This is a genomic window from Bacillus sp. FSL K6-6038 (genome assembly GCF_038050455.1).
GTDB lineage: Bacteria > Bacillota > Bacilli > Bacillales > Bacillaceae_G > Bacillus_A > Bacillus_A pseudomycoides.
The window spans coordinates 600435-617510 of sequence record NZ_JBBOUH010000001.1; the positions used below are offsets into that span (position 1 = coordinate 600435).

A 17076-nucleotide genomic window follows, 5' to 3' on the forward strand; every position below is an offset into this window, starting at 1 on the left:
GAGACGAACTGTATGGGTCAGACAAAACAGATCACGGTTGGTATTGATGGGATGACATGTTCAGCTTGTTCAGCCAGAATTGAGAAGGTGTTAAATAAGTTAGAAGGTGTAGAAGCAAATGTAAATTTAGCTATGGAACAAGCAACGGTTCAATACGATGTGGACGCGCAATCTGCAGAGTCAATCACAAATCGTATTGAGAAACTTGGTTATGAAGTTCGGACGAAAAAGGTAAGTCTAGATATTGATGGAATGACGTGTGCCGCATGTTCAAATCGGATTGAAAAAGTAATTGGAAAAATGGAGGGGATCGAGAGTATTACTGTTAATCTGGCGATGAACACTGCAACAATCGTATATAAAGATGGCCCTATTACTATAGAATCTATTTTAGAAAAAATAACGAAACTCGGTTACAAAGGAAAGCTCCAAGAAGAGACTGAACCAAATAAAAAAGCAGACAAATTAAAAGGGAAACGAAAACAGCTATTTCTTTCTATTCTGTTATCATTACCGCTTCTCTATACAATGGTAGCGCATATGCCATTTGAAACGGGGCTATGGATGCCGCATTTTTTAATGAATCCGTGGGTGCAATTATTGTTTGCAACACCAGTACAATTTTATATCGGTTCACAATTTTATATTGGCGCATACCGTTCTTTACGAAATAAAAGTGCGAATATGGATGTGCTTGTTGTACTTGGTACATCAGCCGCGTATTTTTATAGCTTATATGAAGGTTTGAAAACATTACAAAATCCATCGTATTCACCGCAGCTGTATTTTGAAACGAGTGCAGTGCTCATCACATTAATTCTTGTTGGAAAATATTTCGAATCTGTTGCGAAAGGAAGAACAACGGAAGCGATTTCAAAATTAGTAAGTCTACAAGCAAAAGAGGCATTGGTCATTCGTGATGGACGTGACATGTTAATTCCAATCGAAAGTGTTGTTATTGGTGATACCATTGTTGTAAAACCAGGTGAAAAGATACCTGTAGATGGTATTGTTTTATCAGGTATTTCGTCAGTTGATGAGGCAATGATTACCGGTGAATCAATCCCCATGGATAAACAGGTCGGTGATGCTTTAATAGGTGCAACAATTAATAAAAACGGTACGTTAACAATGCGTGCTGAAAAAATTGGAAAAGATACAGCCCTTGCAAATATTATTAAAATTGTGGAAGAAGCGCAAGGGTCTAAAGCACCAATTCAGCGCATGGCAGATACAATTTCTGGTATATTTGTTCCAATCGTTGTTGTTGTTGCAGCAGTTGCCTTTTTAATTTGGTACTTTGCCATTACTCCGCAAAATTTACCGCAATCTCTTGAAGTAGCTATAGCAGTATTAGTAATTGCCTGCCCTTGTGCACTGGGACTGGCAACACCAACTTCTATTATGGTTGGAACAGGGAAAGGTGCAGAGAAAGGAATTCTTTTTAAAGGTGGAGAGTATTTAGAAGCAACGCATAAAATTAATGCTGTTTTATTAGATAAAACGGGTACGGTTACAAAAGGGAAACCAGAAGTAACAGACGTAATGATCCTGCAAGATGACATGCTTTTATTTGCGGCTTCCGCAGAAAACGTTTCTGAACATCCGCTAGCCTCTGCAATTGTAGAATATGGAAAACAAAATCAAGTTTCTTTACTACCTGTAGAAACGTTTCGTGCAGTACCTGGGCATGGAATTGAATCGATTATAGAAGAGAAATCAGTTATCATTGGGACTCGAAAATTAATGAGTGAACACAGCGTCAATATAGCGGAATATGAGAATGTAATGAGTGAGCATGAAGCAAACGGAAAAACGGTTATGCTTGTAGCAATTGCGGGTCAGTTTGCAGGAATGATTTCTGTTGCCGACACGATAAAAGAAAGTTCAAAAGAAGCTATTCATACGATGCAATCTGCGGGAATTGATGTTTATATGGTAACAGGAGACAATAAACGAACTGCTGAAGCAATTGCAAAACAGGTTGGTATCAATCATGTATATGCAGAAATATTGCCAGAGCAAAAGGCAAATATTGTAGAACAATTACAGCAAAAAGGAAAGCAAGTAGCAATGGTTGGTGATGGTATTAATGATGCTCCAGCACTAGCGAAAGCGGATATAGGGATGGCGATTGGAACAGGTGCAGATGTAGCAATTGAAGCAGCTGATGTTACATTGGTTGGAGGAGATTTAGGGCATATTCCACAAGCAATTGATTTAAGCCAAAAAACGATGAAAAATATTCGTCAAAATTTATTTTGGGCATTATTTTATAATGCGATTGGTATCCCCATTGCGGCAAGTGGCTTGTTAGAACCTTGGGTAGCTGGAGCAGCGATGGCATTTAGTTCTGCTTCGGTTGTAACGAACGCTTTGCGTTTGAAGCGTGTTAAAATATAAAGTGAAGCCAATGTTTTTACGAGCAATACACCTTATTATAGGTTATGCTGCTCATAAATAATAAATAAAAGATTTATAATTAAGGAGGAATTGGAAATGACTGTAACATTGAATGTACAAGGAATGACATGTAATCATTGTAAAATGGCTGTGACAAATGCATTGCAAGAACTAAACGGAGTAAATGGCGTAGCAGTTGAATTGCAAGCGGGCACAGTAGCTGTTGAATATGATGAAGCAAAAGTGAATATAGAGCAGTTAAAAGATGCCATTGAAGAGCAAGGATACGATATTGTATAAAGTGAAACTGTTATCAATCAGGCAAATGTTCATGTAGAAAAAATAAGACAAAGCGTGTAGGGTTTTAGAATTCTACACGCTTTTTTTATATGTGAAATTGACTTTTTGTGAAGTTACGATAATAATCATGAAAGAGGTGATATGATGAAACGATTATGGGGTACTTTCTTGAGTAGCTTGTTTGCAATGGTTCTTATCTTAAGCGGTTGTGCGGGACAAGAGCAAAACAAAGCGAACCCGAAAGAAAATAATTCAACATCAGTAGAAAAAATTAAAGATACGATTTTAGATGAAATGGAAGGACCGCCGAAAAATGGCCATACGATAGAACGACATGTTGGGAAAACAGAAGATGAGCTAAAGAAGCGGTTGCAGACAGATAAAGTATCAGCTGCAAGTACATATTATGATAAAGAGATAGCAACAAAAGCTGTAAAAGATAGCTTAAAGCAACATGAGCAGGAAATTGAGAAATGGTTAAAGAACTCCAAAGAAAATCGTCTTGTATTAAATACGAAGCATTCATTTCCTGTTGGAAAAACGGTATTAAAGCGAGATATGAGTGTAAAAGATAAGCTTATGAATACAGTTACCGTTTTGGCGAGAGATAAATCAGGGGCATTAGGATTTAAAATCATTACTTCCTATCCATCAGATAAGTAAGAAAGGGGGGGAAGCATGTATCCGACACTTCAATATTTCTTAAGAGCATATTGCACGTTAAGTGTGTATGAGGATGAAATAATAAATGTAATGACTGAGTTTCTAGAACAAGAGGATCAGGAAACAATTGAAAAATTAAAAAGCGAGTTATTACATATAAAGCAGACAGAGGCATGGGAAGAAGGTTGTTTAATAGTAGCTAAACAAGGAAGCCGTATATGGTCTTTAGAAGAGACGAGGGAACATATGGGGACATTTGTACGTTTATTGCAAAATAAAAAGGCGTGAATCATCACGCCTTTTTGTATACGCTTTTTGAAATTTGGCCATTTGAGATGACTTGACCGTTTTGTGTTACTTTTTTATATGTGACAGCCGTAATTTTATTTTCAGTCTCGCCAATTACTTTTGATGAAACTTCTACGTTCTTGCCAGTAGGTGTACCGAAAATACGTGTAGTTATGCTGCTACCATTGGAAAACGCTTGAATGTAAATATATTTGCCAGTATTATTTTTGAATTTTAAATCTGGGCCATAATCTGCTACAGCAGCATCTTGACCAAGTGGCAAGTAATGAACAGGCATAGAGTGGTTACTACGAGCAACAACTCCTAAATCAGCACGTAATGCTGCCCCATATAGGGTACTACTCACTTGGCAAACCCCACCACCGGCGCTCTGGACAACTTTTCCTTGTAGGAATACAGCAGCAGATTTATAGCCATGCGCAGCATCTGTAATACCAACGCGTTCATTGAAACTAAATGTTTCATCAGGTGCTACAATTGCTCCGCTTAAAGTATTAGCAGATTTGTTTACATTAAAGGATTGGCTCCCGTTTCGACCAGCCATAGGAGTAGAATATTCAGCAATCACTTGTGTAATCCCCATATTTTGCATATCTTCTGTAGAGCGTTCGGGCTTTATGGAGGCAATTGGGAGCTGAATATCTTGTGTACCAGCAGTAATTGCTTTTGCTGTTAATTCTTTTAATTTATCTTTATCAACTTTTTCGCCATTTTGACTTTGACTAATATTTACTGTTGTTCCGGAAACACTTAATTCAGCATTTACAGGTTCCTCTAAGGTTTCATTATATTTTTCTTTTATAAAGGCTTCATAAGTAGTTGTATTTAACTGTGGCGTTAGTTTATATTCACGTTTTAACTCGCCATTTTCAGCTTGTTTTCGCATTTTATAGCGATTTATCACATTTCCTTTTTGCTCTTTAAAGATTTTTTCGACAATTTCCGTTTCTTTATATTCAACACCTAAGTCTTTCCACGTATAAGCTTGTGTATTGCCTTGGAATGTATAGTTAAGAGATTTTTTGTTTGATTCATCAATTTTTTGTTGAATAATTTCTTGAACATCTTTTTTACTTTTACCATCAAGAGAAGTGCCTTCAAATGTAGTATGTGGTAATACATTTATATCAAGCTGTTTATTCAATTTAGACACGTATTGATAACCACCAATCCCACCTGCACATAGTAATATTCCACCAGTGACAGCAGAACCAATCAGTAAGTTACGTAGCTTCATTTACTTCCCCCCAAAAAATTAATATATAAGGTCATATGTATTCATTTTTAATGTATGAATGATAAAAATAGTATTATGTATGTACTAGTATACTATTATTTTAATTGCGGGTGTAATATTTTTATAAAAAACGTTACAATTTTGTAACATTTGTCTCTTTTTGTCATTATTTGCGAAAGAAAATGAAAGTATTTTGTTGAAAATTATAATAAAAAGGCTGCTGGGAAAGTCCTAGCAGCCTTTTTATTATAATTTTTTATGTTCAGTTTTATTCGTAACATCGAGATGTTGTTTCAATGTTTTAGATATGTCCTGTACACTCTTTTCGTCAGGAATGTAGTAGTAGATGCCACCTATATATTTATCTTCACCTTTTACTTGGAGTTTATCCATCTTTAGATTTGAGCCCATTGTGCTCTTTGTAATTGTCATCATGTCATCAAATGTTAAGTTTGTTTTTAAATCATGATCAACAGCATCTAATAAGCTGCTAATTTTATTAATGGAATTTATGGATAGCGCTTTTTGAGCAATGGCTTCCAAAACAAGTTGCTGACGCTGACCACGCATATAATCGCTGTCGATATGACGAGTTCTAGCTAAAGCAAGTGCTTCTTCACCATTTAAATGCTGACGCCCTTTTTTTAGATGGATTGCACCTGGTTCGTCCTTACTATTTTGTTCTGTAAATTCAACAGGAACATCAACATCGATGCCACCAAGGGAATCTACAATTTTTATAAAGGATTTAAAGTTAAATTTAACATAATAGTCAACAGGAACATTTAAAAAGTTCTCGACTGTATCAATTGTACTATCTACGCCTCCAAATACGTGAGCATGCGTAATCTTATCTTGTTTATCGCGTGATTTAATATATACACGAGAGTCACGTGGTATACTAACAAGTTTTACTGATTTATCATTTTTATTAATTGTTGCAAGTAATAATGCATCGGTACGCGTTGCTTTGCCGTAAGATTTTTCACGGAGGTCACTTTCATCAACACCCATAATAAGGACAGAAACATTGTCCGTCATCGGCTTAACAGCTTTTTCTCGTTTATCCGATTTATCTCCTCTATCTAATTTAGAATATGCATTATTTACAATTGATTTTGCTTTACTGTATATATGGAAGGAATAGCTTCCGCCACCAATTGTTACAATAAGTAATGGAATGAGAATAAACCATAGTAGGCGTCTTTTTTTAAATCGCCTCTTTGAGGTTCTATTCGTGTTTTCTACATCAGATTTCATTATTTAGTTCTCCTTTAAATCATTCAATTTGCATATTATCTTATAATGCATAGACGAGACACATAAAAGACATTGTACGCTAAATAGATGTTGTTGTACATGTATAAAAAAATAGATGTCTCGAGTATTTATGAGACATCTATTCGTATTGTATACAAAAAGTATGAATAAGAAAAGGATTAAATTTTACCTTCTTATAGCATAATGCTTACAATAATTGCAGATAAAATGCTGACGAGTGTCGCACCGTACAACAGTTTTAAACCGAAGCGAGCAACGACATTTCCTTGTTCTTCATTTAATCCTTTAACAGCACCAGAAATAATTCCTATAGAAGAGAAGTTTGCAAAGGATACAAGAAAAACTGAAATAATGCCTACTGTACGAGGAGTGAGGCTGTTTGCAAGCTTACTGAGATCCATCATGGCTACAAATTCATTCGTTACAAGCTTTGTAGCCATAATACTTCCTGCTGCGACAATTTCGTTACTTGGCACACCAATAAGAAAAGCGATAGGAGAGAAAACATAACCAAGTAATTGCTGAAATGTAATTCCAAAAATAATATGGAATAAATCATTGATACAGCTAATTAAGGCAACAAATCCAATCAGCATAGCACCGACAACAATAGCAACACGAAATCCATCTAGAATGTATTCTCCAAGCATCTCAAAAAAGGTTTGCTTTTCACCCTTAATTTCTAAAATATCTTCTTCTTCTTTAACATCATATGGATTAATAATAAGTACGATAATAAAGCCGCTAAATAAATTTAAGACAAGAGCAGTTACTACATATTTTGGTTCAATCATTGTCATATAAGCACCGACGATTGACATCGATACGGTCGACATGGCGGAGGCGCATAGTGTATAGAGACGATGTTTTGGAATTTGCGCAAGCTGTTTTTTTACGGTAATGAATACTTCTGATTGGCCTACAATGGCAGAAGCGACAGCATTATAAGATTCAAGCTTTCCGAGTCCATTTATTTTACTAAGGAAAAAACCGATCCAACGAATACAGAATGGTAATATTTTAAAATGTTGTAAAATACCAATTAAGACGGAGATGAAGACAATTGGTAAGAGTACATTTAAGAAGAAGGGCATTTCACCTTTATTCGTAATACCACCAAATACAAAGTTTACCCCAGATGCAGCATAGGCCAATAATTTCGTAAATACATTAGAAATCATGGTTACAAGTATGAGGCCGACTTCTGTATTTAATAGTAAAAAGGTTAAAATTAACTGTATAATAAGCATAATGAAAATCGGTTTGAATTTGATATGCTTTTTATTGTTACTTGCAATGAAGGCAAGAAAGAAAACAACGGCAAGACCGAGAAAAAAAGTAACAAATTTCATAATAAGCCTCCTTATGATATGTTCTGTTATATAGGTTTTTCATTTCAAGGGAGAATATGCATGTTAGGTAAAGAGAGGAATGAAGTAGAGTATGAATATATCTAGAGTGCATCATATTGCAATCATTTGTTCTGATTACGAAATATCTAAAAATTTTTATGTTAATATATTGGGATTTAATGTGTTAAATGAAGTTTACAGAGAAGAAAGGGATTCGTATAAATTAGATTTATGTGTAGGAGGACAGTATCAAATTGAGTTATTTTCATTTCCAAATCCTCCAAAGCGGCAAAGTTTTCCTGAAGCAGCTGGTCTTAGACATTTAGCATTTGCAGTTACAGATATACATGAAGCAGTGGGGCATCTAAAGCGATGTGGAATAGAGACAGAGCCAATACGTGTTGATGAAATAACAGGGAAACAGTTTGTGTTTTTTCAAGATCCTGATTGTTTACCATTGGAGTTATATGAGGACTAAAATTGGGGAAATTTATATAGGTTTGCTTTTTGACAAATGAAGAGAATAAGAACAAAGTGAAACTTCCATTCGTTTTTCATTCAATCAACTTCTTTGATTGGGAGAAAACTTCTTTTAAAAAGGAGGTGTAACTTTAGCTAAGAAAAGCTAAAGGTGTTCTTTGGAAATTGCTAAATTAATCATGGTTGTTATTCTTATTGCATTAACTGGTTTTTTTGTCGCAGTTGAATTTGCGATTATAAAAGTGCGTAGTAGTCGCATTGATCAGCTTGTAGGAGAAAAAAAACGTGGCGCACTAGCAGCTAAGAAAGTGATTTCAAATTTAGACGAATATTTATCCGCATGTCAGCTCGGAATTACAATTACAGCTCTAGGACTAGGTTGGTTAGGCGAACCAACGATAAAGCATGTATTAGAGCCGTTATTTTTTAAAATTGAATTTTCACCTGCAATTGCGAGTACTGTTTCTTTTATTATTGCATTTGTCGTTATTACATTTTTACATGTTGTGATTGGAGAGCTAGCACCAAAAACCTTTGCCATTCAAAAAGCGGAGCAAGTAAGTTTGTTGCTATCTCAGCCGCTCATTTATTTTTACCGGATTATGTATCCGTTTATTTGGGCTCTAAATGGCTCAGCTCGCCTCGTGACTGGCATATTTGGATTATCCCCTGCTTCTGAGCATGAAGTTGCACATTCAGAGGAGGAATTAAGACTTATTTTATCGGAGAGCTATAAAAGCGGAGAAATTAATCAGGCGGAATTTAAATATGTAAATAATATTTTTGAATTTGATAATCGGTTAGCAAAAGAAATTATGGTTCCACGCACTGAAATAGTTGGTTTATATGAAGATGAACCGTTCGAAACACATATTAAAGTGATTGGACAAGAAAAGTATACAAGGTATCCTGTATTTGGAGAGGATAAAGATGAGATTATTGGGATGGTTAATGTAAAAGACTTATTTATTCGCTATATGGATGGTGGACAAAACGAAGAATGTTCTATTATTCCGTATACGAGACCTGTTATTGAAGTTTTGGAAAATATCCCAATCCATGACTTGTTACTGCAAATGCAGAAAAGAAGAATTCCCCTTGCCGTTTTATATGATGAATATGGGGGGACGGCGGGAATTGTAACACTTGAAGATATTTTAGAGGAAATAGTTGGTGAAATTCGGGATGAATATGATGAAGATGAACATCCACCCATTGAACATATAAGCGAAACGTATAAAATTATCGATGGAAAAGTACTCATTAGTGAAGTGAATGATTTGCTCGGTTTACATTTGTTTGCTGACGATGTAGATACGATTGGTGGTTGGATTATGATGCAAAAACAGACAATTATTGAAGGTGATGTCATTGAAACTAATGGCTGGATTTTCAAAGTTCTTGAAAAAGATGTGCATCAAATTAAACGAGTAGAAATAAAAAAAGTTGAAGCGGAAGATACAGCAATTGCGTAATCTTTATAAATTAGAAGTATGAGTGCGTCATCGATTTTGCAGAAAAATAATATTGTTTGCGCTTTCAAAAAAGGTGCTATATATTGAAGGAAGATATAGAAATATATCTCTTACAAAAATCATATTTTTATAGAAATCGTTTTTAGGTCATCGATTAGAATGAAAAGTATAGGTGATGAAAAATGGTAGCAACGAAAGGGATACGTATTGAAAAAGATTTTTTAGGAGAAAAGGAAGTACCAAATGCAGCTTACTATGGTGTTCAAACATTACGAGCAGTAGAAAATTTTCCGATTACAGGATATCGTATTCATACGTCATTAATTAAAGCAATGGCAATGGTTAAAAAAGCTGCAGCACGTGCAAATATGGAAACAGGTTATTTGCACGCAAATATTGGGGAAGAAATTGCAAAATCGGCTCAGGAAATTATTGATGGGAAGTTTCATGAGCAGTTCATTGTAGACCCAATTCAGGGCGGGGCAGGGACTTCTATTAATATGAATACAAATGAGGTTATTGCAAACCGTGCACTTGAGAGAATGGGGCATGAAAAAGGAAACTATGCAATCATTAGCCCGAATACACATGTGAACATGGCGCAATCAACAAATGATGCGTTCCCAACAGGAATTCATATTGCGGCGCTTATGATGCTAGAAGAACTTCTTATTACAATGGAGGCACTTCATCGTGCATTTACCGATAAAGCAAAAGAATTTGATCATGTGATAAAAATGGGGCGTACACATCTGCAAGATGCAGTTCCAATTCGTCTTGGGCAAGAATTTGAAGCATATAGCCGAGTGCTTGGGCGTGATATAAAACGCATTAAGCAGTCTCGTCAACATTTGTATGAAGTGAATATGGGCGCAACGGCTGTTGGGACCGGATTAAATGCAAATCCAATTTATATTGAGCAAGTTGTAAAGCATTTACGCAGTATTAGCGGATTTCCACTAGTTGGTGCAGAACATTTAGTGGATGCAACGCAAAACACAGATGCGTATACAGAAGTATCAGCAGCACTAAAAGTATGTATGATGAATATGTCTAAAATTGCAAATGACTTGCGCATTATGGCATCTGGCCCACGTGTCGGATTGGCTGAAATTCAATTGCCAGCTCGTCAACCAGGATCATCTATTATGCCAGGAAAAGTAAATCCAGTTATGGCAGAAGTAATTAATCAAGTGGCCTTCCAAGTTATTGGAAATGACCATACAATATGTTTAGCATCAGAAGCAGGACAATTAGAACTAAATGTAATGGAGCCGGTGTTAGTATTTAATTTAATTCAATCCATTAGTATTATGAATAATGCATTCCGCGTATTTCGTGAGTATTGTATTAAAGGTATTACTGCAAATGAAGAATTGTTAAAACAATATGTCGAGAAAAGCGTTGGGATTATTACAGCGGTGAATCCTCATATTGGATATGAGACGGCATCTCGCATTGCTCGCAAAGCGATTGAAACAGGTAAATCTGTTCGTGAGCTTTGCTTAGAGCATGGTGTGTTAACAGAAGAGGAACTTGATATTATTTTGGATCCATATGAAATGACACATCCCGAAATTGCTGGTGCGTCGCTATTGAAGAATAAAAAATCCTGATACTGTGTGTATTAGGATTTTTTTATACCAAAGTATAAGAATGAGTGAATGGTTAGAAAGAAGAAGATAAAAAACGATCCCACGTGAGGGATCGTTTTCATCTTTTAAAAGATATTAAATATAGAGTTAAGTTGAAGTAAACTAATTATGACTAAGAAAATCAAACTATATTTCATTGCTGTTTTAAATAGGACAGATTCTTTACCGACTAGTCCAACTGCCGCACAAGCAACTGCTACAGATTGTGGTGATACCATTTTTGCCATTGTCCCGCCGACTACGTTTAAAGCAACAAGTGTAGAAGGTACGATATCTAATTGTGCTGCAGTTACTGCTTGAAGTGGTGCAAATAATGAACCACTTGATACTACAGAACCAGTTAAGAATACGCCAATCCAACCTAAGATTGGAGATAAGATTGGGAAGGCCTTACCAGTAGATGATAAAGCTAGTCCAAGAGTAGAAGACATACCAGAGTAATTTGTTACATATGCTAATGCAATTACACTACAAATTGTATAAATTGGAGCTTTCAACTCTTTTAATGTTTCAATAGTTAGTTCTTTAACCAATTGGCCTTTTGCGCGATATACAAGTAAAGATACGATAATTGCTAGTACAATTGCAGTAGTTGTAGATGAAAATACATCTAGCTTGAAGATTGCTGCAAATGGTGTATCCGCATTTACAATTGGTGTTGTTTTAATAACGTGATTGTGTAAACCAGGAATCTGGATATTAAATACTAAGTTTGCTAACGCACCGTTTGGAGCGAATAAACTTTTGATTGCTTTTAAATTGAAAATTGTTACGAATGCAGTTAAGAATGCAAATGGTGACCAAGCGTATAAAATTTGTTTCATTGTGTAGCTATGTTTTTCTACTTGTTCTTCAGTTTGAGCTGAAGATTTTGGTTGCCATACACGTAGGAATAATGCAAGTGCAACCATGCTGACAACTGCAGCGAAAATATCAGTTAATTCTGCGCCAAGGTAGTATGTTACAACGAATTGAGTAATAGCGAAGGAACCACCACTTACAAGGATACCTTGCCAAGTTTCTTTAATTCCTTTAAAGCCATCTACCATTGCAACAAGTAAGAATGGTAATACAAAGCTAATGAAAGGTAATAATGTTACAGTTTGACGACCGACAGTTAAGGCATCTATTTGTGTTAATTGAGCAGGTACTGTAACTGGAATACCCATTGCTCCCATTGCTCCACCAGCAATATTTGCAACTAAACAAATACCTGCTGCTTTTAATGGGTTAAATCCCATACCTACAAGTAATGCGGCTGTAATTGCAACTGGTACACCAAATCCAGCTGCACCTTCTAAGAAAGCACCGAAAGAATAAGCGATTAATAACACTTGAAGGCGACGGTCATTTGTAATACTTGAAATACTGTCGCGAATGACATTAAATTGTTCAGTTTTTACTGTTAATTTGTAAAGGAAAATAGCTGCAATAACAATTGTACAAATTGGATAAAATCCAGCTGCTACACCAAATGCAGCTGATGATACAGCCATAGTTGCAGGCATTTTGTAAACGAATATGGAAAGAATGATTGCTAAAATTACGCTATAAAGTCCTGATAAATATCCTTTGATCTTAAATACTGTTAAACAAAGAACAAAGAATAAGATTGGAAGAGCAGCGACAAGTGCTGATAACCAAATGTTGTTCAACGGGTCATAAATTTGTGTCCAAGTATTCATAATAATGACAACTCCTATCTATAATATGTGAAGACATTCACATTATTTGTGAAATAATTCACAATCAACTTACATTGCCTAGTATATTCCTCTTCAACACTATTGTCAACGTAAAAAAGTATAATTATTCCATGATAGTGTTAACTGTAAAAATTCCGTTACATTTTGTTCATAAACTAGACAAAAAGAGGAATCGTGTATATTAAAGTACACGATTCCTAATTTATCCCGCATTAACGGGCAGTAAGATCCACACTTCAAGATTTAGAGGGAAATGAGGAAGATAGGTGGGGATGAAGAAAACCCCACTGATGGACTCTCCATATACTCAACCATATTTTCAGATGTCATTGGTCCTACATGTTTAAAATGAATAATTCTTTTGTCATCAAGAATAAAGGAGGAAGTTTTGGATAATTGTATAGTCAAGTGCAATATTAATTAAGACTATTATTAACCACTTTTTAATTGTGGATCCTCCTCTTTACCAAAATTTAACTCTTTTCATCGTAACAAAGCAATTTTTATAGGTCGAATAACTAAAAAGATTACATTCACATATCATTTAAGAACAATATTTTACAATATTATTACGGTAAATATTGTGAGTGAAAAAATATAACAAAAAGGTTGAGAAAACAGCATTTAGAAGCAAAGTATTCCGATCTGTATTTTTTGCTTTTTCACTAAGCCGTGTAGTATAATATTCAAAATCAGCAGGGGTTTCTGCCCTTAATTGTATGTTGATAAAAGGAGGAAATAATTTTTTTATTTTAGGTTGATAAAGTTGTGTCGTAACAGGAAATATAAAAACAAATATATAAAAATAAATAAAGAGAAAATAAAAATGAAAAAATGAGGGGAACTTTATGAATCAAAATCAATTTGATTGTCGTATTTCAGAAGAGGATGTACAAATGCTACGAGCGTTAGCTCACCCGCTCCGTCTTCGCCTTGTAATGGAGCTTATGGGGCGTGGAACTTGTAACGTAACACAATTGCAGGAAGTATTAGAAATTCCGCAATCTACTGTTTCACAGCATTTAACGAAATTAAAGCAGAATAAAGTTGTTCGTTTTGAAAGACGCGGCTTAGAAGTATATTATCAAGTGCATAATGAGAAAGTAAGTGAAGTTGTAAAGACATTATTTTCTATAAAAATAGGCGTGAAAACCCCACTTTAAGATCTGAAGGAGATAAGTGACAGGAGTTTTCACGGAATATATTTCAAAGAGAAATGAGAAGATAAATAAGAGTGTAATAAGTAAAAGGAGGAATGAAGGATGGATGTAAAGCGCGTAAAACAAATTTTATCATCTTCGAGTAGAATCGATGTAACTTATCATGGTGTACCGGTTTGGATTGAAAGTTGTGATGAGGGACGTGGGGTTGCAAATGTACATGATGTGAAAGCACCAAATGAAACAGTACAAGTAGATGTTACAGCGCTAGAAGAGCAATAAAAAAAGCGGAGAATTTTCTCCGCTTTTTTTTATTCCATCATATGTGCAATTTTTTTAGAGAACATAAGAAGTACTAACCCAAGTACGATTACGATAATACCAATGCTTGCGAATACTTCTAGATATCCTAAAGATTGTGTGAAGGCAGCTAGTGCGCCAGCTAGATAGTTCGCCATACCAGAACCAGCTAACCATACTCCCATTAATAGGGATGCTAATTTTACAGGAGCAATTGCACTTACCATTGATAGACCGATTGGTGATAAGAATAGTTCACCAATTGTATGGAACAGGTATGTGAATACGATGAATAATAAGTTTGCTTTAGTAGCAATATGTGCTTCATCGCTTCCAGTTTTCAGAACAGCTAATGTTAAAACAAGGTAACCAATGCCTAGTAAAATCATACCAAGTGCCATTTTTGTTGGAACTTTTAAGTCACCATTTTTTGTTTTAGATAGTTTCATCCATAACATAGATACGAATGGTGCTAATAGTACGATAAATGCTGGGTTAACAGATTGGAACCAAGATGTTGGAACTTCCCATCCGAAAATTGTACGATCAACAAATGTGTTTGTATATAGTGTTAAAGAGCTACCAGCTTGTTCAAAACCTGCCCAGAAGAAAACTACGAAGCAAGTTAAAATAACGATTGCCCAAGTACGGTTCTTTTCTTGTTTTGTTAAAGGTTTTTTCTCAATTACTTTTGCGTTTTTGTCTTGTGACTTTTTACCTACAACTGTTGTTCCTGCATTACCAAGGTAACGAGGAGCTAATAGGTTAAAGAAAATCTGTCCAACAATCATACCGATACAAGCTGCAAGGAACCCGTATTTATAACCCATAACCATAACGCCATTAGCGCTTGTTTTAAAGAAATCTTCTGCAAGGAATCCGCAAATTAGTGGTGCAAAGAAAGCCCCTACGTTGATACCCATGTAAAAGATTGTAAAAGCACTGTCACGGCGTGAATCATTTTCACCGTATAGTTCACCTAAAAGTGTAGAAATATTTGGTTTGAAGAATCCATTACCGATGACTAATAATCCTAGTCCTAAAAAGAGACCGGTTTTTGTATTCATTGAAAATAGTACAAAGTTACCAATTGCCATAATAATACCACCAAGGGTAATTGCATGACGTCTTGTAATAAAGTGGTCAGTTAACCACCCACCTGCAATTGGTGTGAAATATACTAATGCTGTAAAAATTCCGTATAATTGTACTGCAAAAGCCTTGTCGAATCCAAGACCGCCGCTTACAACAGTTGTTGTTAAATAAAGAACTAAAAGGCCACGCATTCCGTAGTAACTAAATCTTTCCCACATTTCTGTTAAGAACAACAAATATAATCCAGGTGGATGTTTTTTTGGTGATTGTTGTTCTTCAGCTTTTTTTAATTTTAAAGCTGCATCCATTTTTGCTTCCCCCTAATCCTGTATAACGGATATTTATGTAATCATTTTAATTTACAAAATATTTAGAAGTCAATAGAATTATATGGAAATAGAAAGAAAATTTCTTAAACAATCTATTGAATCTCTATCCGTTATCGTATTTTTCCCTGAAAACGAGATAATAAGCGTTTTCAAATGTAGTATTTGAATTCTAAAAGAAAATAAAATAAAGATTAATCAGAAAATTTAGATTAAAACAATTCTTCTGATATAGAGAAAATATATTTTATTTGTTATTACAATATAACATATTGAGAATAAAAATACAAAATGAAATAATGTGACACTTTTATGAAATAAAAAACAGTTCCCCAAAAAGGGGAACTGTTTTGAATAAAGAGTTTACTTTACAAATCGTTTTTCAATGTCATCTAGCATTAAGTTTGCAGCCATTACACCGCCAGCTGTATTCCAAATCACATCGTCAACTTTGTATACTTTACCGTTTTTGGAAGCATTTAAGTTTTTGAATAGAGGATCGTTGATATATTCTTTTTCTAATTCAGAACCTTTTTTCTCATTACCTTTATCATATGTGAAGTAGAAGATGATATCGCCATCCATTGCAGGAATGCGCTCTTTAGATACGTTACGTTCTGCAAAGTCATTTTTGTTTTGATCACCAGGACGTTTGAAGCCAAGCTCTTTTAAAATAACACCAGAGAATGTATCGCCATGATAAATACGAACATCACCAGGCATAAAGCGTACCATAGAAATTTCTTGATTTACTTTATCCCCAAGTTTGCCTTTTAAGTCTTTGATACGTTTGTCGTAATCAGCTAATACCTTTTGACCTTCTTTATCTTTATTTACTGCTTTTGCATAAAGTTTAAAGTTATCTTTCCATTCACCGCGTAGTGTTTCTGAGAAAACAGTAGGAGCAATGCCTTTTAATTGCTCGTATATCTTTTCGTGACGCAGTTTGTTACCAATGATTAAGTCGGGTTTTAAAGAAGCAATTGCTTCTACATTGGGTTGAAGCTCGGTACCGACAGTTTTTACATTTTTTAGTTTATCCTTCGTATGTGGATACCATGGGTTACCGGTAGGTGATTCAGCCGCACCGACTGGTGTTACACCAAGGGTAAGTAAAGCTTCTGTTCCTTCATTTGTTAAAACAACGACACGCTTTGGATTAGCAGGAACTTCTGTTTTACCCATTGCATGTTCTACAGTAATCATTTCTTTCTTTTCTTCTTTTTTAGGCTCAGCCTTGTTATCAGATTTCCCACATGCCCCTAAAAGAAGTGAAAATGATAGTACGAATGCAAATAACGCAAACGATTTTTGCTTGACGAAATTCATTATGT

General features: G+C 35.2%; 15 protein-coding genes. 9 read left to right on the plus strand and 6 right to left on the minus strand.

The window, feature by feature from the left end; genetic code table 11:
• Positions 1-12 precede the first annotated feature (12 nt).
• The 4 genes from NSQ40_RS03090 (at position 13) to NSQ40_RS03105 (ending at position 3654) form a co-directional block, all read left to right on the plus strand.
• Entirely contained in the window at positions 13-2403 is a 2391-nt protein-coding gene (locus NSQ40_RS03090) for a heavy metal translocating P-type ATPase (RefSeq protein WP_003195130.1), read from the plus strand.
• Between the two features lie 96 nt (positions 2404-2499).
• Positions 2500-2703, plus strand: coding sequence for a copper chaperone CopZ (gene copZ, locus NSQ40_RS03095; protein WP_003195128.1), 204 nt, complete (start codon positions 2500-2502; stop codon positions 2701-2703).
• A 144-nt stretch (positions 2704-2847) separates the two neighbouring features.
• The gene (locus NSQ40_RS03100; protein ID WP_018765580.1) at positions 2848-3366 is read left to right on the plus strand and encodes an RNase A-like domain-containing lipoprotein; all 519 of its coding nucleotides are present in this window, start codon (positions 2848-2850) and stop codon (positions 3364-3366) included.
• Between the two features lie 15 nt (positions 3367-3381).
• Positions 3382-3654 (plus strand): hypothetical protein, encoded by a 273-nt coding sequence (locus NSQ40_RS03105; protein ID WP_018765579.1) that lies wholly within the window; start codon positions 3382-3384, stop codon positions 3652-3654.
• Positions 3655-3658: 4 nt separating this feature from the next.
• Here NSQ40_RS03105 and NSQ40_RS03110 read toward each other — a convergent pair whose 3' ends face one another.
• From NSQ40_RS03110 to NSQ40_RS03120, 3 genes are all read right to left on the minus strand, one after another.
• Entirely contained in the window at positions 3659-4912 is a 1254-nt protein-coding gene (locus NSQ40_RS03110) for a VanW family protein (RefSeq protein ID WP_003195123.1), read from the minus strand.
• 246 nt (positions 4913-5158) lie between these two features.
• A complete protein-coding gene (locus NSQ40_RS03115) occupies positions 5159-6175 on the minus strand; it encodes an LCP family glycopolymer transferase (RefSeq protein WP_026008550.1) in 1017 nt (338 codons plus the stop codon).
• Positions 6176-6366: 191 nt separating this feature from the next.
• Positions 6367-7545, minus strand: a complete 1179-nt coding sequence (locus NSQ40_RS03120; protein ID WP_003195118.1) for a NupC/NupG family nucleoside CNT transporter — start codon at positions 7543-7545, stop codon at positions 6367-6369.
• A gap of 91 nt (positions 7546-7636) precedes the next feature.
• On the opposite strand from NSQ40_RS03120, the gene gloA2 reads away from it, so the two are divergent.
• The 3 genes from gloA2 (at position 7637) to aspA (ending at position 11116) form a co-directional block, all read left to right on the plus strand.
• Positions 7637-8023 carry an SMU1112c/YaeR family gloxylase I-like metalloprotein gene (gene gloA2, locus NSQ40_RS03125; RefSeq protein ID WP_018765578.1) on the plus strand — a complete coding sequence of 129 codons (387 nt, stop codon included), beginning with the start codon at positions 7637-7639 and terminating at the stop codon, positions 8021-8023.
• A 160-nt stretch (positions 8024-8183) separates the two neighbouring features.
• Positions 8184-9500, plus strand: a complete 1317-nt coding sequence (locus NSQ40_RS03130) for a hemolysin family protein (RefSeq protein WP_018765577.1) — start codon at positions 8184-8186, stop codon at positions 9498-9500.
• A 182-nt stretch (positions 9501-9682) separates the two neighbouring features.
• On the plus strand, positions 9683-11116 hold the full coding sequence (aspA, locus tag NSQ40_RS03135) for an aspartate ammonia-lyase (RefSeq protein WP_003195113.1): 1434 nt from the start codon (positions 9683-9685) through the stop codon (positions 11114-11116).
• Between the two features lie 104 nt (positions 11117-11220).
• Here the strand turns inward: aspA and NSQ40_RS03140 are convergent, their stop codons facing one another.
• Positions 11221-12840, minus strand: coding sequence for a lactate permease LctP family transporter (locus NSQ40_RS03140; RefSeq protein ID WP_003205851.1), 1620 nt, complete (start codon positions 12838-12840; stop codon positions 11221-11223).
• Between the two features lie 869 nt (positions 12841-13709).
• Between NSQ40_RS03140 and NSQ40_RS03145 the strand changes: the two genes are divergently transcribed.
• Together NSQ40_RS03145 and NSQ40_RS03150 are read left to right on the plus strand one after the other, a co-directional pair.
• Positions 13710-14024, plus strand: a complete 315-nt coding sequence (locus NSQ40_RS03145; RefSeq protein ID WP_341286059.1) for an ArsR/SmtB family transcription factor — start codon at positions 13710-13712, stop codon at positions 14022-14024.
• Positions 14025-14123: 99 nt separating this feature from the next.
• Positions 14124-14303 (plus strand): acid-soluble spore protein H, encoded by a 180-nt coding sequence (locus NSQ40_RS03150; protein ID WP_003195106.1) that lies wholly within the window; start codon positions 14124-14126, stop codon positions 14301-14303.
• Between the two features lie 29 nt (positions 14304-14332).
• On the opposite strand, the gene NSQ40_RS03155 is transcribed toward NSQ40_RS03150, so the two are convergent.
• Both NSQ40_RS03155 and NSQ40_RS03160 read right to left on the minus strand, forming a co-directional pair.
• Positions 14333-15724: a peptide MFS transporter gene (locus NSQ40_RS03155; RefSeq protein WP_003195104.1), complete on the minus strand. Its 1392-nt coding sequence runs from the start codon at positions 15722-15724 to the stop codon at positions 14333-14335.
• Positions 15725-16105: 381 nt separating this feature from the next.
• Positions 16106-17071, minus strand: coding sequence for an ABC transporter substrate-binding protein (locus tag NSQ40_RS03160; protein ID WP_003195102.1), 966 nt, complete (start codon positions 17069-17071; stop codon positions 16106-16108).
• Between the last annotated feature and the right edge of the window lie 5 nt (positions 17072-17076).